This window comes from Pseudomonas cannabina (assembly GCF_900100365.1).
Lineage (GTDB): Bacteria > Pseudomonadota > Gammaproteobacteria > Pseudomonadales > Pseudomonadaceae > Aquipseudomonas > Aquipseudomonas cannabina.
On sequence record NZ_FNKU01000001.1, the window covers coordinates 4,280,739 to 4,297,878 of the forward strand.

Here is a 17,140-nt window from a genome sequence, read left to right on the forward strand (position 1 = left end):
ACATGGCATCAGTAGATTTAGCCCCTCATGAATCAAGAGGTTTTCGTTATGAACGCAGTGATGAGCCCGCAGTACGTTCGTGGTTTATCTGCTTCTCACAGTAACGAGGCCCGCCAGGTAATGGCGGATTGGTTAAGGATGACCAGGCCCGCGAAACCCAGGCCAGACGTGCGCGCAATGCTGTTGCAGCGTTACCCGGCCGGCCTGTTCAACGACGCCGAGTTTGAAGCGCTGCTTCACGTGCTGACAGATTAAGTCACACACCGGGCTTCAGAGCGGCCACTTGTGCGTTTGACACCCTCAGGCACCGGGACTAGGATTCGCGCCCCACTGCCTGTGGCCCCATTCCTTGTACGTGCATCAGTAGTCCTCCACTGCAATGACTTTGTGCGGCTCTCTATACTGCTTGTTCAGAGGCTGGAAGCCAGGACGGCCATGAGCCGTCGCCACAGCGCATGTCAATTTGCAGGAAAAAGGAAGACAAGATGCTTAACAAACGTATGGGTATGCTCGCTTTGGGCATCATCAGCGCCAGTCAGGCCATGGCCCAGGGACAGGCAGATTCAAAAGGGTTTGTCGAAGACAGCAGTCTGAACGTCAACCTGCGCAACGCTTACATCAATCGCGACTTCAAGAATGGCCGTGAAGACAAGTCCGAATGGGGTCAGGCCTTCATGGGCACCTTCGCGTCCGGTTTCACTCAAGGCACGGTTGGCGTGGGCGTCGATGCCTTCGCGTTGTACGGCATTCGCCTTGATGGTGGCAAAGGCCGCAGTGGTAATGGCGGCATCGACTTCTTCAAGCAGGGTGACAGCGGCGCTGCTGCAGATGACCTGTCCCGCGCAGGTGCTGCGGTAAAAGCGCGCTTCTCGAACACCGTCATCAAGTACGGCGACCAGATGCCGCTACTGCCGGTACTGAGCTACGACAACTCCCGACTGCTGCCGGAAAGCTATACCGGCACGATGATCACCTCCAAAGAGATCGACGGGCTTGAAGTGGTTGCCGGACGTTTCACGCAGGAAGCGCGCAAAAGCGCCGAAGGCCGCGACAGCGGTGACCTGAAAAGCATCAACGTCTATGGCGCCAGCTACAAATTCACCGATGAATTCAGCGCCGCGTTCTACGCCTCCGACAACGAAGACGTGCTCAAAAAGCAGTACCTGAACCTGAACTACGTTTTTGCCTTGCCGGAAGATCAGTCGCTGACCCTCGACTTCAACGGCTACAAGACCACGCTGGATAAAGACTTCACCACCAGCGATGCGCGTGACAACAAAATCTGGAGCCTGGGGGCGACCTGGGCAGTCGGCATTCATTCCTTCACCCTGGCGCATCAGCGCAGCAGCGGCGACATGGGTTACGCCTACGGCGGCTACCGCAACGACGGCGGTTTCGGCGATGGCGGCAACACCATCTACCTCGCCAACTCCTACTGGTCCGACTTCAACGGCAAGGACGAGCGCTCGTGGCAAGCAGCCTACGGCATCGACCTGTCCGGGCTGGTCCTGCCCGGCCTGAGCTACAAAGCCGCCTACGTGCGCGGCGACAACATCGATGATGGCACCGTTGGCAGCGGCGACGGCACCGAGCGCGAGATCTTCAGCCAGCTGACCTACGTCGTCCAGAACGGCCCGGCCAAAGACCTCTCGATCCGCCTGCGCAACTCATTTCTGCGCGTGTCAGACGATGCACAGGCTTACAACAGCGACGGTAACGAGACCCGCATTTTTGTCGATTACCCGATTAGCGTTTTTTGATGGGGGAGGCGGCTTGACGAAAAAGTCGCCTGCGTCTTGATCGTGCCCACCGCTCCAGCGTGGGCATGCCTCTCGTGACGCTCTGCTTCACAGGCGGCCATTGCAGGGCTACGTCTACCTCCGCTCTAAAGCCGATGGCCCTCAGTCCGCGATCAACTGCACGAACACTGCGAAGCTGCCAAGGAAAATCCAGAAAAAGCTGAACAGCCAAGGGGTGCGCTTGGAGAACAGCAGGGACTTTTTCGGCCCGGTCTCGCTGGATTCCCAGTCGCTGAACAGTGGCGAGTCATCATAGGTCAGCCCGATCACCGGTTCGCTGCGCAACAGTTGTGCTTGCTTGTGATGCCAGTGCTGAATGATGTCGCACGCCGCCCGAATACCGGGCCAGGCGAACAGCGTGCTGAGCAATCCCAGCAACGCCAGCATGGGCGGAACGACGAGCGTGAACATCACGCCCCACTCCGGGTTCATGTTCGCCATCGACGACGCATAGGCAATCACCAGAAACGACTGTGCCGACAGATACGCGTTGGTGCGGTTGGACAAGTTGGTGGTTTCGTAATGAATTTCGCGCCGATAAAAATCCAGCCGTTCCTTGGGCGAGCCAAATAGCTTGGTCTGCTGCTCATCTGCCACAGTCTGAGGCGTCTGATCCGTAATGATTCTGGGCACTAGGCTTTCCGATGTATAAAAGATGTTGCATAGACCTTGATTCGCGTCGCACAGTTCGGCGTAAATCCCCGGTACAGAGACCGTTCATCCTGTAGGAACTACTGACCGAGAAGGAATTCGTCGTGAGCGCCACACCGACTTTGCAGACTGATCGGCTATTGCTGACACCACTTCGGCTGGAGGATGCAGCCAGCGTCCAGCGGTGCTTCCCGCACTGGGACATCGTGCGCTATCTCAATAACCGCGTCCCTTGGCCCTACCCGGAAGAGGGTGCGCTGCGTTACATCGAGGACGTCGCACTGCCCGCCATCGCCCGAGGCACGGAGTGGCACTGGATGATCCGTCTGCAAAGCGCTCCTGACGACATTATCGGCAGCATCACCCTCATGACCCAGCCCGGTAACAACCGCGGCTTCTGGCTGCACCCGAACTACCAGCGCAACGGCTATATGACGGAAGCGTGCCAGGCCTTCAACCGTTACTGGTTTGAAGTGCTGAACATGGACCTGATGCAGGTTCCCAAGGCCGTCCTGAATGAAGCGTCCCGCCGCATCTCGATCAATGAGGGCATGCGGGTGGTGGGCACGCATGAAGATGAGTTTGTTGGTGGGCGGTATGCGGTCGAGGTCTGGGAGATGACGAGGGAGGAGTGGAGGGCGAGGGGGCAATAGTTTGGTCCATGCTTTGATCAGTCCTCTCCTGCTTGCAAAAACGAGCCTTTACCTCAGCGTAAAGACTAATGTCATTACACATGGAGGCCGCTCTGATGGCATCTATAAATATTCGTATCGATGACGATCTCAAAGCGCGTGCTTTCCGGGAACTGGAAAAGCTTGGCGTTACCCCATCTGAACTGATGCGTCAGACCCTGCAGTACGTAGCAGAGCGCGGACAGCTACCATTCAAGACAGTCTTGATGACCGAGGAAGATGCAGCGCTACTGGCGAAAGTGCGTGAGCGTCTTGTTGCTCCACAACGGGTCAAGGTTTCATTGGATGACTTATAGCCTTGAGTTCGATGCCCGTGCTTTGAAGGAGTGGCGCAAATTAGGTCCCATAGAAAATTTTTTTGGGGTTAACGGCAGTGGTAAGGACTCTCGCTGCGCAGTTCCTCGCCGGTCTTGGCGTCACGAATGATCACCGTAGCACCCGGTGCGTTAAGGCAGAAGGCGTTACGTATAGGGTAAATGTTATGGCCCTGGGCGACGAAAGTGCCGAGCTTTTCTATCTGTGCGCCGGAAGCGTCGTGGGCCGTCACGGTGTATTCGCCCGACATGGTCAAGCAGCCGCTCAGAGCCAGTAGCAAGGTGACGCAGATTGTATGTTTCACAGGTAATGTCCTTAAGGAGGCGCTGATTTATTCGATTTTTCGTCCCTGCAACGCTCTGGAGGCCTTGATTTATCTGGGGGCAACAGCTGGGTTTTAGAATAAATCAGCGTCTCCTTAAAGATTTCAATGCCGATTCTTCCAGAATTGAGCGATGTATTTGTAGCTTCATTCTGCCGATTCACAGGCTTTCAACGGTTCCTCAGTGCGCAATGCACAGACATCGAAACCATAACGCCGGGTGTAGCCCGCTCGGCTCATACATACAAATCGCTATGCCCTCTCCTAAAAGCCGATACCGACGCCGGCGCTGCTGCCTTTGCTGTCGGTGTTTTGCTGGCTGGTGTTGTTGGCGGCCAGCAGGTTGATGTCGCCGTCGGCCATCAGGCTGGCATCTCGCCCGGCCTTGATCTGGCTGCCTTGTACGGTGATGTCGCTGTCTGCACCGGCGCCGGTCGCGCGCAGGCGCACGTCGTTACCGGCGGTGATGGTCGACCCGGCGGCGCTGTCGCTGGTCTGGGTGGTTTTGCTTTCGTTTTTCTTGGTGCCCAGCGACAAGGGAACTATTGGTTTTTCTGATAACTGCGTTATTCGTAATGATAATTTTTTAAGTAGAGTATTTTTTCTGAGTAATCCTCATGTATCTTTTTGTACAAATGTCATCCAGTAGTCATACGCCTCCCGGAGCCGTTTGCTAGGGAAGGTCTGAAAAAGCCTTTTCTTCAAAAGTCGAAGCCAGTAAATACAGGCGCTCCAGCCCGGTTCCTCTCCAAAAAAATGGGCTTTTTCAGAGGATACCTAGTTTTTGTTCCGTCAGCGATACCGCATATAAAAGCATTAACGACTCTTATCGGGTTTATCGGCATGACGTTCTGCCCGAGTATTACGGGTTGACCGTAATCTGCATTCTTTTTACTTCCTTTGAGTTGTGCCCAATGTAATTTTGTATTGTTCTTCACAGAAACTTCGCCATAATACATCCCTGCATGAACTGCTAGGGAGGCGCTGATTTATTCGATTTTTCGTCCCTGCAACGCTCTGGAGGCCTTGATTTATCTGGGGGCAACAGCTGGGTTTTAGAATAAATCAGCGTCTCCCTAGCGATAATTCTTCATCAGTTAAGCTAGTTTTTTCTGGTGGTTTTTTACTGATATTAGGCTCTGCTTGTTTTTCACCTTTTCCGTGGTGTGAGCGATTTTTCATAATTCTATGGGCAAGCCATTCGCCAAGAGTATCTAAAGAGCTTGGAGTAAAGTCCGCGCTCCAATCCTCAAATCCAGGCGTCTTCCATATTTCATGGATTAAGTCGTCTAGGGAAGGTCTGAAGTAGCCGGATGTTTTCCGGCTACCGAGTCCTCAGCACTTTTCAAAAAACGATGCATGTCGAAATTTGCTCAATTATCTTCGCTTTTTAGCTCTTTCGGCCGCTGCAAAGCCTTTTGCGGTAACCATTTCCTGCATTACACGCGCACCTCTCCTGCGCTCGCCAACAAATGTCGGCGGGCCATCCACAGGTTTGACAGGGCGAACAACGTCACCATCTGCGCGGTGTTCTTGGCCAAGCCCCGAAAGCGCACTTTTTCATAGCCAAACTGGCGTTTGATGACCCGAAACGGATGCTCGACCTTGGCGCGAACCTGGGCCTTGGCCTTCTCGATTTTGCGGATCGCCTTGTACAAAATACTGCGTTTTCCGTGCTTTTTGTAAGTGCTGCGGCGGGCGGCAATCTGCCAAATGACCTTGCGCCCAGCGTGTTCTTCGCGCTTCTCGACCCCGGTGTAACCTGCGTCGGCGCAGACTACGTTTTCCTCGCCGTGCAGCAGTTTGGCAACCTGCGTGACGTCTGCCACATTGGCCGCTGTTACTACCACGCTGTGCACCAGGCCTGACTCGTCGTCGGCGCCGATGTGAGCCTTGGCGCCGAAATAGTACTGGTTACCTTTCTTGGTTTGATGCATCTCAGGATCGCGTTTGCCATCCTTGTTCTTGGTCGAACTGGGCGCGTGAATCAGCGTGGCATCGACGATGGTGCCTTGACGCAACGACAAGCCACGGTCGCCCAGATAACCATTAATTACGCCGAGAATCCCGGTCGCCAACTCGTGCTTTTCCAGCAGACGACGGAAGTTGAGAATGGTGGTTTCGTCTGGAATTCGCTCCAGGCTCAGGCCTGAAAACTGACGCAGGATGGTCGTCTCATACAGCGCTTCTTCCATCGCCGGATCGCTGTAGCCGAACCAGTTCTGCATCAGATGAACACGCAGCATCGCCATCAGTGGGTAGGCGGGCCGGCCACCTTCTCCTTTTGGATAATAGGGCTCAATCAGGGCAATCAAACCTTTCCAGGGCACCACCTGATCCATCTCGATCAGGAACAATTCCTTACGGGTCTGCTTGCGCTTGCCGGCATACTCGGCGTCGGCGAAGGTCATCTGTTTCATCATCGAAAAGCTCGGCGACTGGTGTCCGGAGATTTTGCCAAATTAGGAAGTCTTTTTCAGAGTTTCCCTAGAGGGTGTAGACAAAATAAATTAAACTTTCACTCCCTTGTCTGAATAGCCCTCAAGCCATGCCTAAAACCGGACGTCCTCGCTCGATTGCCGCCGAGCACTATCCCGTGCTGGTGAAACTCGCTCATGCACAGCCCTATTCCAGCCAGGCCGAATTGGCGCTCGTATTCTTCGCCGAAACCGGTATCACTGCGCATCCCGACACCTTTGCAAAAGCGTTGAAAATGGCAGGGATTACGCGTGTAAAGCAGCGGGCCAAGGGAAGTTTTCAGTCACCTGAACCTAATAAAGCCTATGGCTACAATGAAACCCACCGCCGCCAACTGCCGGAGCAGCTATATCCGAGTTGCTTGACAGATACCGAGTGGGCACTGGTCGCCGACCTGTTTGAAAGCCAGGGCGGACGAGGAGTGCCACCGCTTCACTCTCGGCGCACGTTGCTGGAAGCCTGTTGCTATGTCGTACGCACGGGGTGCTCATGGCGAATGCTACCCCGCGATTTTCCTCATTGGGACAATGTCTACAAAACGTTCCGCCGGTGGAGCGCTCAAGGCAAGTTCGAGCAAATGCATGATCGCTTGCGAGCTCAATGGCGTGAGCGGGAAGAACGCGCTGACAGCCCGTCAGCAGCGATCCTGGATTCACAGTCGACCCGCAGTTCTCCTCAAGGCGGTGACAGCGGCTACGACGCAGGCAAAAAAGTGAAGGGGCGTAAACGAAGTCTGATTGTCGATACATTGGGCCTGCTGCTGGCTGTCAGTATCAGTGCTGCAAGCGTGCAGGATCGTGACGCGGCGGATGATGCGGTGGCGTACTCGAAGGAAAAATATCCGTCACTGAGCACGCTTTTTGTTGATAGTGCGTACGCAGGAAAATGGGCACAGCGCACCCATCAACTGCACGCTATCGATGTTCAAGTGATCCGTGGCCCGAATAACAGAAGAACAGGGCAATGGCACTCTGAACAAGGCGATCTATTTTCCGTGGAGCCTGTTCAGACTGGATTTGTGGTCATGCCCAAGCGATGGGTAGTGGAGCGAACTCATGCCTGGAATGAGAGAGCTCGGCGACTGATCATGCATCATGATCGCCTTTTTGCGGTAAGCGAGGCATGGGTTTGGTTGGCCGAGGCTCGAATACTCGCGCGCCGACTCACTACATGATTTTGTCTACACCCTCTAGGAAACCAGGGGCGATTCAGTTAGCTGCCACCACTCATAAAAATGGCCCCTACGCTATTGTCGAGCGAAGGGGCCAATTTGAAATCGCACCTGTTATGGATATTTCAACAGCTTACCGACCTTGGAAAGGCACTGGCACCGTCAGACTGTCGGCACGTTAAACCTCACGTGAGGGGTTAACGGCCTGCTCGGCCTGCAGGATAGTTTGATGCATGCGATTGATGTGCTCGACAGCGGTGTGACCTTGGGCCAGATGATAGACAAAAATCTCGCTCGTCTTGGTGAACCTATGGCCTATGCGCACGGTGTACGAACGGAACATCCAGCTGAAAAACCCCGTGTAGTACATGGCATCTTCAATGTCACGCCATTTGACACCGCGAACCCCTTTGCTCCAAGGCAAAATTCCTCGAAAAATCCATACGCCAATATCATCTGTATAGAGGCGAACACTTTTGAGGAAAAGTATCCTGTAAATACCTATAGCCAGCGAGACCACCAGTACGAACACGCTGAACGTAATGCCAATCTTAAAGGCCGAATCAGATTGAGCATTATGTTTCGTCCACGAGCCGATGCCTAACGACACAGCAATCAAAAAAATTGACGTCATGATCACGTTGGCATATGCAAGCCAAGACAATCTGTAGACAGCGTGCGCCGGGGTGTCGCGGGTAGGGTGTTCATATCCGTTCACGGTGCTAGCTCCTTTAAGGAGACGCTGATTTATTCTAAAACCCAGCTGTTGCCCCCAGATAAATCAAGGCCTCCAGAGCGTTGCAGGGACGAAAAATCGAATAAATCAGCGCCTCCTTAAAGACGACTGTTGGTTGAGAGATAACGGTTTCATACGGTCACTCCCTGTTTCATTCCTTGAACGCTATCGAGCCACCTCGTTAGGGCTTCTGCCACGCATGGCGGAGCCATGTGGCCAGCAAATTCTCTCAGTAGATGCAAATATTTTGGGTCTGAAAGCTGACATAAGTGCAGGTTTCGGACTGTGTTATATTCTCGCTCGGACATCATCTTCTCTCACAGGTTGGTTTTGTTCACGCTGGGGGATGGTTACAGCCATTCCCCAGCATCTTTTAAACTGATTCGATTTCACCCTCCTACAAATCCGCTCAAACGCTGAATGCTTCAAATGACGCAATGACGCTATTTTTTGCTTTCCGTGAGGCTATTGGGCAGCTCCGGCTCTATTCATAAATTCTTCCAGTGCCTGCATAGTGACTTTCTTCACGCTGACTCTGTGGTCCAAAGCAAATTGGTCTACACGCCTTTTAAACTCATCTGGGACGCGCAGATTCATAGGCACGTCTTTTTTGGCTTATGGTTTTTCGGTGTTGTTACCAACAACCGTTGATAGGTCGTCGCTGCGGGGTGGCGTGCCTTTGCCTGTTACTCGTGAAGGCGGCTTAGGAATGTTAACCATTTGAACTCCTCATATAGCGTCAATGCGTCAAATGACGCTTTTGTCATTTTGCGGCAGAGAGCTTATGCGGTCAACAATAGATTGGACCAAACGATCTGCCTGTTCTCGAAGCCCTTTGTGAGAAACTTCGGTCACGGAAAATCCAGAGTCATGGGCACGGCGATACAACACTTTTTCATACAGCGTGCCAGCAAGTAAATGATAAGGTGTTGCAGAGAGATACGAGCGAGCCTCCACAATTTCTTTGTCACTGTCGCCTCCACGAACTAATGCCAAAGCGATTCGGTCTGGTGAAATGCCGTGTTTATCCACCAACCTGTTAGCCAGTCGAACGGTAGGGGTTAGGTCATCAAGACTGAGACCGGTCGGAAGAATCATAAGATCAACTGATTTACCCATGTCGACCGTACCGGCATGTCAACGCCAACTAAAAAGTGACCCCCTTCCGTGCTAAATCGCCAACTTAGTTTTGACCACCCTCGGGTTCATATTTTCGAGCCGGTTCGGCCCGAGAAGAGTTGGTTCCTGCTTTGCGCTTGTCCTTGAGTCGATAGCTTTCACCTGTCATCTGCACGATATGGGCATGATGTAACAGCCTGTCCAGCATGGCCGCTGTCAGTGTTTGATCATCCGCAAAGGTTCCGGCCCACTGGGTAAACGGCAAGTTACTCGTGAGGATCAGGCTGCCTTGCTCGTAGCGCTTGGCGACAACATTGAAGAACAGGTTGGCTTCATCACGACCAAACGGCAGGTAACCGATTTCATCGATGACCAACAACCCGGGGGCCATCACCACACGACTGAAGTATTCCTTGAGCCGTTCCTGGCGGTGCGCAGCGGTCAGTTGCAGCATCAAGTCAGCCGCAGTGACGAAGCGGGTTTTGATACCGGCCATCACCGCCCGGTAGGCCAGCGCGATGGCCAGGTGGCTCTTGCCTACACCACTAGGCCCCAGGAACACGATGTTCTCGGCACGTCCAACAAAACTCAGTGCTGCCAGCTCCTGGAGCTGTGCCCGAGGGACGCCGGTGGCAAACGCGAAGTCGTATTGCTCCAGCGTTTTCACGGCGGGCAGCGCGGCAGTTTTCAGCAGGGCCTGTCGAGAGCGTTCACTTCGGGCATCGGTCTCGGCAACCAGCAGCTTTTCGAGGAAGTCGGCAAAGCTGTCTTCGCCGCTTGCTGCTTGTTGGGCCAGGTGCGGCCAGTCCACCCCGACGCGCTCAAGCTTTAGCCCCTTGCATAGTTCTGTCAGGCGAGCATGTTGAAGGTTCATGCTCTCACCTCCAGCAGTTGCTCATAAACCGACAGCGGATGCTGCAAGCTCTCGTACGGCAGGACCCGCCCCAGGCGTAGGCCTGGGGCGGGTTGTGGGCGCAGGCTCTGTGTTGGCAGTGGTAATAGTACCTGCTGCTCTTGGGCCAGACGTACCGCCGGTTGAACACCCGTCGTGCCGTGAATCCGCTGATGAGCGACTTCGTCGAGCCATTGGCCGATATGTGCGTTGGCCGTCACCACATCCAGCGTCAGACCCGCACTCTTGAGCGTAGCGGCCAACGGGGTAATGAAACTGCCCTTCAGATACCCGTTGAAGCGCTCAACCTTACCCTTGGTCTGGGCACGGTAAGGGCGGCAGACCTTGGGAATAAAACCAAACTCATCGGCCAGCGCAGCCAATCGGGGATGCCAACGATGCTGGCCCTCCCCAAAAGCATCTCGCTCGGTGATGATGGTTCCGGCGTTATCAAACAATGCCTGCTCGGGCACGCCGCCAAAGTAAGCGAACGCCTCCCGAAGCCCTGTCAGCCAGGCTTCGCTGTCCTCTCGCTCGGAGAAACGGACAAAGCTTGCTCGACTAAAACCAAGTGTCGCCACGAACGCCTTAAGCGGCTGACGGCCTCGTCGAATGGTGGTGAAGTCCACCTGCATCTGCTTACCGGGCAGAGTCTCGAAACGTACCACCGGCTCTTCTGCCTTACGTTTGAAGGGGCGAATATAAGCCTTCAGACGACTGACGCCGCCGCTGTACCCCAATGCCGTGATCTCACGCAGCAGGACGGTCGCCGGAATCCAGTGCGGGCGCGCCGCCTCAATACGCTCGTGCAGGTAGTCCTTGAAGGGGTCGATTTTGCACGGACGTGCGGGTCTCACCTTGTCATTGGGTAGCGACCGGGCCTTTCGCAGGTACTTGCGCACGGTGTTACGCGAAATACCCAGCTCACGGGCGATGAATTTGATGCCATGGCCCTGACGGGCCAACACTTTAATTTCCACAGACTGCTCCTGGGTCAACATATTGGCAGCTCAAAGCCGCCAGTTTTACCCAGGGGGGTCAATTCTAGGTTGGCGTTAGGGGGTCATTTTTACAGTGGCGGTGACACCGGCAGTCGCTTGAGGGCCCCCATCAAATATAAGCAAATCTACGTCATCTGAGCTGGAAGCCTTGAGCGCTTGGCTAAAAGTTCCAAACGTCTCCACCCTTATTATGGGCTCAATCCCAGCTTTCATACGGCGCAGGTTCCAGTCGTGACACGTGGATTGGTCAATGTCCAAGTCGCAGATTTTGACTGTCCATCCAGCTGATGCATACGTCGTAGCAAGAGCGCGAGCAATGGCGCTCTTGTAAACGCCCCCTTTTTGAGATGCCGTACCGATACGAAGTGCCATACCGCCTCCAGTCAAGTTCAGTGCGTTATTGCGTTATTGCGTCAATTAACGCAAGTAATCGTAATCCTCATTCATTGCACAAGCAAGAGAATTATAACGCTTTGACGCTTTGACGCTTTGACGCTTTGACGCAAAATTAGGTAGGGATATAGCTCAGAACGTAATATGGAAGGAAACCAATCATCATGGCGTAAAAGGTAGGCTCATTGTGACCTAGCTCTAAAGGGTCGCGTTTAGGCCGATTGATCCATAGCTAATGAGCAGAGCTTCGTCGGGTATACCAAAATGGGCCATATGATGACGACTCTCAATGTTGCGCGGGTGTACCTGCGTGTCAGTACTGAAGACCAGGACTTGCAGCGCCAAGAAGCGATCATTGGCAATGCGCGAGCATCGGGCTACTACGTGGCTGCGGTCTATCGCGAAAAAGCCTCGGGCGCTCGATCCGACCGTCCCGAGCTGTTGCGCATGATCGAGGACCTGCAACCAGGTGAAGTCGTCATCGCTGAGAAGATCGACCGAATCAGCCGTCTTCCCTTGCTCGAAGCAGAAAGGCTTGTAGACGCGATCAAGGCTAAGGGCGCACGCTTGGCGGTGCCTGGCATCGTCGATTTATCGGAATTGGCTGAGGCATCCAGTGGCGTCGCCAAGGTGGTGTTGCAAGGCGTACAAGACATGCTGTTGCGTGTGGCACTGCAAATTGCGCGTGACGACTTCGAGGACCGGCGAGAGCGACAGCGGCAAGGCATCGACTTGGCCAAGAGCGCTGGTCTATATAGAGGACGCAAGCCGAATGCTAAAGTGCATGAACAGATCATTGCCCTTAAAAGCGGCGGGTGTAGCATTGCAGAGACTGCGCGGCTGGCGGGTGTCAGTGTCAGCCAGGTAAAGCGTGTCTGGGCTCAGAACCAAGAAAAAACTAAGTTCTGAACGTAGCAAGACGAGGCAGTGCAGGCGCATGATTTTTAACTATAAACAGAAAGGAAGCCTATGGCTTGGATCTGAATATAATAGGCCATCATTCAAGCAAGGAGCAGTATCTATGCCCATTGAAGACATTAAGCAGCTGATTACCAAGACGCATCAAGGTCCGGCCCAGAAACTTCTAGATGACGGCTGGACGCTGCTGGCCGTATGCGTGAAGCAGGACGGTGCTGATCAATACGCAGAATATCACTTAGGGCATACTGAAAAGGCCGAGACGACGGCAATGAAGATATCACCGGCGGCTCTGGCCAAAGCCGCAGAGAAGAAAAGCTAGGGTGAGGCTTTACAATAACGGGGGCCATGTTCATTTTCCCACGCAAGCAAGCAAACCCCAGACTTGATGGACTTTTTTTGAGCCTTCGGGACGTAAGCCCCCGCCCAGGGGACTGGTCTACACTTCTGCGGGGTAGTGGTTGAGGCGAAGACGCAGGTGATTCCCAAGAGGAGATAATGGGCACGACTCAAGCAGTGGAAGTGGAGGCAGATCTGTTGTTGGAGGCATGGAATCAGCAGTGGCTTATACAGGGTAATGATGTGTTGTGCCGCAGGTGCCATAAGCGACAGCGCTTGGTTGGAGCGCATGAGGTTTTTATCCACTCTCGCGCCTGCATGTGGCATGTGCTGAAAAAAAAACACTACTCTCCGCTTGGTTGGGCTCACATATTACTGACAGGCGAATACCTCTGGCCCAAGCCGTAAGTTCTTAACGTGTCATTTCGCCCCCAACCGGAACCGACCCCTCAGTACAGAATCTTGGGGCATTTGACAAAAGTGGAATTAAAGTACGTTAAAGCAGTCAGGCCATCTGCCGGATACGTACCAAGTCCGTGAATGCCGCCACGTCCATCAACCACGCTTGCTGGGCAGGCGTATAGGTCTGATGCAGGCCACGAGGCAAGACGAGTTGCAGGCACTTGCTCGCCATTTCGTCGGTCTGGTGCGTGGAGATAGCTGTTTCCAGGGTCAGCAGGTGTTTGTTGTTGATCCTGTCAGCCTCAGCGAGCACCTGCCGCCAGCGATCCTTGCAGGTTGATTTCACGCCCAGCATAGTAAGCTTCAACGAGTCATACGCCGGGTTGTGGTATTCCGCCATGCCAGGGAACAGAAAATCCGGCTTCGCCTTGTTTTCTGTGACAGCGGTGCGTGCGTAGCGCAAACCGTTTTCCGCAAACAACAGTTCAAGATGGTTTTCCAGCGCAAGGCCGACCCGGCTCTTGCGACGATTTTGCACCGACAGAGAAAATGACAGGAAGCCATCCACGTCAACGCCTACATCCACTTCGCCTGCGAATCCTTTTGATAAACGGTCGGCGATAAGGTAGCGTTCAAGCGTGCGAAACAGGATTTCTTCGCGCTCCATCCAAGTCATTATCACGAGGTCTGGTTCGGCGCGTGCGTCAAGGTCTTTAAGGGTCGAACGTGCATAAGCCGAAAATTCGCGGGTGGTTGGAAACTTCCCTTTGAATTTTTCAAGCATGACATCAAGGTAAGTTTCGGCAGATGTCTCGACTACAACGCCGATGCTTTCCAGAATGAAGCGCGATGCAAATTCGATGCGATCCTGTTCCGTTTCCAATTCGGATTTAACAGAAAATCCGGGATGTGCAAGATCGGCAAAACCAAACAACCATTCAATCTGCCTGGCGATGCTCGACCCGCTTTCAGCAATGACAACCAGCAGACTGCCATCGCGGGGCTTCGCAATCACAAGCAGATCGCCAGCAGCAGCATTCAGCGAAACATTGGTCGTCTTGAAATATAGGCGATATTCCCAGCGCATTACACCACGTTCGTTTCGTGCCCGCTGCCGTGCGTCATACCATGTCAGCGTACTGTCTTCGACTATGGGTTCATCGTCTTGGTCGGTGAGATACATCAGCTTTGCCTGATATTGCACCTTGCCTTCCGGCTCGCCCAGAATCTCCCGCAAGCCCTCTACGCCGTTGAACTCATGCTGGTGCGATTTGATGACATCGGCTTCGACCGCGCTCAAACGCTTGGCTGCGACGCCCTCGAAATACTCGGACAGATACCCTCGTTTCATCCCCGCTCCTCGATAAATCGGGCACTGCCTTGAAGCCAGTCGGCAAGGCTTTGTGCGACTGCCTCAATGTTTTTACTCGCACCACGAATGGCGCATTCCCAGACGATGCCAACCCGCCACCCGCTCGCAAGCAGGGCTTCGCTCGCTTTGTGATCGTTTGTGCGGTTCCGTTCGATTTTATCTTGCCAGAAGTCCGGGCGCGTGCTGGGCCATTTAAACAACGGGCAGTCATGTCTATGCCAGAAGCATCCATGCACGAATATCACTGCATGGTAACGTGGCAGCACGATATCGGGCTTGCCCGGTAATCGCGGACATGGAGACGGAACCGGAAGCCCTTACGGTGCAGCAGACTTCGAATCAGAATTTCCGGTTTCGTGTTGCGCCCCCGTATGCTGGACATCAGCCTGCTACGGGTGGCACTGTCCACTACATCGACCATCAGGCAAACAACGGCAACGCAAGCGGAGTGCCGTCACGCTCATGCGCTATCAGCGCCTGAACGTGGGGAACCATGATGCGGGCCACTTCCTGCATGACCGGCATCACGACACTATTGCCGAACTGGCGATACGCTTGCGTATCGCTTACCGGGATTCTGAACGTATCGGGAAACCCCATCAGACGTGCGCACTCTCGTGGCGTAAGGCGGCGCGGGCGTTTCTTGCCTTGATTGACCAGAATTTCCGAGCCATCCTTGTGATACCGCGCAGACAGGGTGCGCGTCACACTATCTGGAAACGCCATGCCAAAACCGAAGCCGTTACCGGCTGCGCGGTGTTTTTCGGCGTAAGCTTGGAGGTAGGCCCACAGGTTAGGCGTCAGTGTGTATTTTGGTTGAACAACACGTTTTTTGTGATCGAAAAATCTGTCTTCGTCCCATGGCAAAACGCGTTCTGTTCCATCGGTCTTGTGCAGGATCGACGCCAGACGTGGCCCGTCTGTTGGCAGGCGCAAGTCGTCCCATGAAAACCCTGTTTTCTCGCGAAAGCCGACGATGATAATCCGCTCGCGGTGCTGCGGCGTGAAATGCTGGCCGTCGATTACCTTGTAATGCACATCGTAACCAAGCTCTTCTCGTAGCGTTTGCAGGATTACCTCGAATGTGTTGCCCTTGTCGTGCGAAAGCAGGTTTTTCACGTTCTCCAGCAGGAACGCCGCAGGCCGTTTGGTAGAGATCATGCGGGCAACGTCGAAAAACAGCGTTCCCTGGGTGGTGCATTCAAAACCGTGTGGCCGTCCGAGCGAATTCTTCTTGCTCACCCCAGCGATACTAAACGGCTGGCATGGAAAACCGCCCAGCAGTACATCATGATTGGGCACGTCTTCAGCAGGAAATGGCACGATATCGCCGACGAACTGGTGGCGGTCGCCATAATTTTCGATGTAGGTTTTTTTCGAGAAGTCGTTCCACTCGCTTGTGAACACGCATTCACCGCCATGCGCCTCGAAGCCCATGCGAATACCACCGATGCCCGCGAACAGATCAACGAAGCGAAAGCGATGATCGCCAGTCACAGTACCAGTTGTCAGCGTTTGCAGCATGTCGCGCAACGCCGGTTCAAGCATGGTCGGACACGGAGTCTCCCCCTTTTCCCAGCGTCCTATGGTTTTGGCATTCTTTCCGACGCGCTCGGCGATTTCGCGTTGGGTAAAACGGCTTCGTGCCTGCTTAAGCAGTTCAAGCGGCTGGGCATGTGTCATTTTTTCCTCTCTGGGTATATTTACGGACATTATGACCTATATCATTCCCTTTACATAGGATTTTCTGAAAGGGGTTGTAAGCCGGAATCCCAGAAATTTCCGTCATGGTTTGGAAGCCAGTACGGGTGCGGATTAACGCCAAACAGTTATTTTCCGGCTGCGACGTCGCCAAGCCGAAAACTGTTTGATTGAGCGGCCAAAAGGGGTCGGTTTCGGCAGGGGGCGAAATGACACTCTAAGAGGGTGTAGACAAAATCAAGTGGTAAGTCGACGGGCGAGCATTCGAGCTTCGGCCAACCATACCCACGCCTCGCTCACATCAAATAACCGATCGTGATGCATGATCAGTCGCCAGCGAAGGGCAGCATTACCGGATTGCTGGGCTCAACCTGCTCACCGCAATCATTATCTACTGGAACACTATCCACATCGGTAACGCGGTCACCGAACGACAAAGGGAAGGGCTAGATGTGCCACCCGAACTTCTGGCACACATCTCTCCGCTTGGTTGGGCTCACATATTACTGACAGGCGAATACCTCTGGCCCAAGCCGTAAGTTCTTAACGTGTCATTTCGCCCCCTGCCAGAACCGCCCCCTTCCAGACATTGCACCAGGCTCGCGTTGCGGTAGGGCTACCGGATTACGCATCAATCCGGTCTCCCTTTCTGGAAGGGCCGGATCTATACCCAGGCACTTCTTTTCGCAAGCAAACGCATGTGCAGATTTGCATAAGAGAGATGTCCTGCATTAAGGGATATTTCCTGCCCAGAAATGCTGATGGTTCGCTCTTCCAACTCTAGGCAGTAGGCCTACCTAGTTTGTCATACTCAATACTTCACCTGAATGGAAATTTCG

15 protein-coding genes and 5 pseudogenes are annotated in these 17,140 nt (G+C 53.9%); 8 read left to right on the forward strand and 12 right to left on the reverse strand.

The genetic code is table 11. The features are described from left to right. Positions 1-48 precede the first annotated feature (48 nt). Together BLT55_RS20220 and BLT55_RS20225 are read left to right on the forward strand one after the other, a co-directional pair. Entirely contained in the window at positions 49-255 is a 207-nt protein-coding gene (locus BLT55_RS20220) for a hypothetical protein (protein WP_054086226.1), read from the forward strand. Between the two features lie 230 nt (positions 256-485). After that, the gene (locus BLT55_RS20225) at positions 486-1,760 is read left to right on the forward strand and encodes an OprD family porin (RefSeq protein WP_055002038.1); all 1,275 of its coding nucleotides are present in this window, start codon (positions 486-488) and stop codon (positions 1,758-1,760) included. Positions 1,761-1,901: 141 nt separating this feature from the next. Here BLT55_RS20225 and BLT55_RS20230 read toward each other — a convergent pair whose 3' ends face one another. After that, positions 1,902-2,396 (reverse strand): hypothetical protein, encoded by a 495-nt coding sequence (locus BLT55_RS20230; RefSeq protein WP_007252955.1) that lies wholly within the window; start codon positions 2,394-2,396, stop codon positions 1,902-1,904. 158 nt (positions 2,397-2,554) lie between these two features. Between BLT55_RS20230 and BLT55_RS20235 the strand changes: the two genes are divergently transcribed. Together BLT55_RS20235 and BLT55_RS20240 are read left to right on the forward strand one after the other, a co-directional pair. Then, positions 2,555-3,103, forward strand: a complete 549-nt coding sequence (locus tag BLT55_RS20235; RefSeq protein ID WP_055002037.1) for a GNAT family N-acetyltransferase — start codon at positions 2,555-2,557, stop codon at positions 3,101-3,103. A 95-nt stretch (positions 3,104-3,198) separates the two neighbouring features. Continuing rightward, positions 3,199-3,438, forward strand: a complete 240-nt coding sequence (locus BLT55_RS20240) for a type II toxin-antitoxin system RelB/DinJ family antitoxin (protein ID WP_055002036.1) — start codon at positions 3,199-3,201, stop codon at positions 3,436-3,438. A gap of 68 nt (positions 3,439-3,506) precedes the next feature. On the opposite strand, the gene BLT55_RS20250 is transcribed toward BLT55_RS20240, so the two are convergent. The 3 genes and pseudogenes from BLT55_RS20250 to BLT55_RS20260 all read right to left on the reverse strand — a co-directional run bounded on the left by BLT55_RS20250 (position 3,507) and on the right by BLT55_RS20260 (position 6,199). After that, complete coding sequence (locus BLT55_RS20250; RefSeq protein WP_055002035.1) at positions 3,507-3,761, reverse strand: hypothetical protein; 255 nt, start codon at positions 3,759-3,761, stop codon at positions 3,507-3,509. Between the two features lie 285 nt (positions 3,762-4,046). Continuing rightward, a pseudogene (locus tag BLT55_RS20255) lies at positions 4,047-4,322 on the reverse strand (hemagglutinin repeat-containing protein); the annotation flags it as partial. 896 nt (positions 4,323-5,218) lie between these two features. Beyond that, positions 5,219-6,199: an IS5-like element ISPsy2 family transposase gene (locus tag BLT55_RS20260; RefSeq protein ID WP_054078085.1), complete on the reverse strand. Its 981-nt coding sequence runs from the start codon at positions 6,197-6,199 to the stop codon at positions 5,219-5,221. 128 nt (positions 6,200-6,327) lie between these two features. Between BLT55_RS20260 and BLT55_RS20265 the strand changes: the two genes are divergently transcribed. Further along, complete coding sequence (locus tag BLT55_RS20265) at positions 6,328-7,431, forward strand: IS5-like element ISPsy19 family transposase (protein ID WP_004663854.1); 1,104 nt, start codon at positions 6,328-6,330, stop codon at positions 7,429-7,431. A 175-nt stretch (positions 7,432-7,606) separates the two neighbouring features. Here BLT55_RS20265 and BLT55_RS20270 read toward each other — a convergent pair whose 3' ends face one another. The 5 genes and pseudogenes from BLT55_RS20270 to BLT55_RS20295 form a co-directional block, all read right to left on the reverse strand. Then, entirely contained in the window at positions 7,607-8,146 is a 540-nt protein-coding gene (locus BLT55_RS20270) for a hypothetical protein (protein ID WP_054998600.1), read from the reverse strand. A gap of 765 nt (positions 8,147-8,911) precedes the next feature. Beyond that, positions 8,912-9,298, reverse strand: a pseudogene (locus BLT55_RS20280) (hypothetical protein); the annotation flags it as partial. A 49-nt stretch (positions 9,299-9,347) separates the two neighbouring features. Further along, entirely contained in the window at positions 9,348-10,157 is an 810-nt protein-coding gene (istB, locus tag BLT55_RS20285; protein WP_055000987.1) for an IS21-like element ISPsy4 family helper ATPase IstB, read from the reverse strand. Next, the gene (gene istA / locus BLT55_RS20290; protein ID WP_055000988.1) at positions 10,154-11,176 is read right to left on the reverse strand and encodes an IS21-like element ISPsy4 family transposase; all 1,023 of its coding nucleotides are present in this window, start codon (positions 11,174-11,176) and stop codon (positions 10,154-10,156) included. The genes istB and istA overlap by 4 nt, the downstream gene beginning before the upstream one ends. 84 nt (positions 11,177-11,260) lie before the next feature. Next, a pseudogene (locus tag BLT55_RS20295) lies at positions 11,261-11,548 on the reverse strand (nucleotide-binding protein); the annotation flags it as partial. Positions 11,549-11,845: 297 nt separating this feature from the next. On the opposite strand from BLT55_RS20295, the gene BLT55_RS20300 reads away from it, so the two are divergent. Both BLT55_RS20300 and BLT55_RS20305 read left to right on the forward strand, forming a co-directional pair. Next, a complete protein-coding gene (locus BLT55_RS20300) occupies positions 11,846-12,478 on the forward strand; it encodes a recombinase family protein (RefSeq protein ID WP_074801457.1) in 633 nt (210 codons plus the stop codon). A gap of 112 nt (positions 12,479-12,590) precedes the next feature. Then, a complete protein-coding gene (locus BLT55_RS20305; protein ID WP_004666664.1) occupies positions 12,591-12,809 on the forward strand; it encodes a hypothetical protein in 219 nt (72 codons plus the stop codon). A gap of 522 nt (positions 12,810-13,331) precedes the next feature. Here the strand turns inward: BLT55_RS20305 and BLT55_RS20315 are convergent. From BLT55_RS20315 to dcm, 3 genes and pseudogenes are all read right to left on the reverse strand, one after another. Further along, a complete protein-coding gene (locus BLT55_RS20315) occupies positions 13,332-14,579 on the reverse strand; it encodes a type II restriction endonuclease (protein ID WP_004661993.1) in 1,248 nt (415 codons plus the stop codon). After that, a pseudogene (locus BLT55_RS34845) lies at positions 14,576-15,021 on the reverse strand (very short patch repair endonuclease). Before BLT55_RS34845 ends, BLT55_RS20315 begins: the two are co-directional and overlap by 4 nt. After that, entirely contained in the window at positions 15,021-16,283 is a 1,263-nt protein-coding gene (gene dcm / locus BLT55_RS20325) for a DNA (cytosine-5-)-methyltransferase (protein ID WP_055000935.1), read from the reverse strand. Before dcm ends, BLT55_RS34845 begins: the two are co-directional and overlap by 1 nt. A gap of 353 nt (positions 16,284-16,636) precedes the next feature. On the opposite strand from dcm, the pseudogene BLT55_RS20330 reads away from it, so the two are divergent. Then, positions 16,637-16,840 (forward strand): annotated as a pseudogene (locus tag BLT55_RS20330) (Tn3 family transposase); the annotation flags it as partial. Positions 16,841-17,140: the final 300 nt, after the last annotated feature.

Excerpts from the sequence above, each read along its gene's own strand:
- BLT55_RS20225 (WP_055002038.1), top strand. The coding sequence starts at position 486 with ATGCTTAACAAACGTATGGGTATGCTCGCTTTGGGCATCATCAGCGCC.
- BLT55_RS20220 (WP_054086226.1), top strand. The coding sequence starts at position 49 with ATGAACGCAGTGATGAGCCCGCAGTACGTTCGTGGTTTATCTGCTTCT.
- BLT55_RS20300 (WP_074801457.1), top strand. The coding sequence starts at position 11,846 with ATGACGACTCTCAATGTTGCGCGGGTGTACCTGCGTGTCAGTACTGAA.
- BLT55_RS20315 (WP_004661993.1), bottom strand. The coding sequence starts at position 14,579 with ATGAAACGAGGGTATCTGTCCGAGTATTTCGAGGGCGTCGCAGCCAAG.
- BLT55_RS20240 (WP_055002036.1), top strand. The coding sequence starts at position 3,199 with ATGGCATCTATAAATATTCGTATCGATGACGATCTCAAAGCGCGTGCT.
- BLT55_RS20260 (WP_054078085.1), bottom strand. The coding sequence starts at position 6,199 with ATGAAACAGATGACCTTCGCCGACGCCGAGTATGCCGGCAAGCGCAAG.
- BLT55_RS20265 (WP_004663854.1), top strand. The coding sequence starts at position 6,328 with ATGCCTAAAACCGGACGTCCTCGCTCGATTGCCGCCGAGCACTATCCC.
- istA (WP_055000988.1), bottom strand. The coding sequence starts at position 11,176 with ATGTTGACCCAGGAGCAGTCTGTGGAAATTAAAGTGTTGGCCCGTCAG.
- dcm (WP_055000935.1), bottom strand. The coding sequence starts at position 16,283 with ATGACACATGCCCAGCCGCTTGAACTGCTTAAGCAGGCACGAAGCCGT.
- BLT55_RS20305 (WP_004666664.1), top strand. The coding sequence starts at position 12,591 with ATGCCCATTGAAGACATTAAGCAGCTGATTACCAAGACGCATCAAGGT.
- istB (WP_055000987.1), bottom strand. The coding sequence starts at position 10,157 with ATGAACCTTCAACATGCTCGCCTGACAGAACTATGCAAGGGGCTAAAG.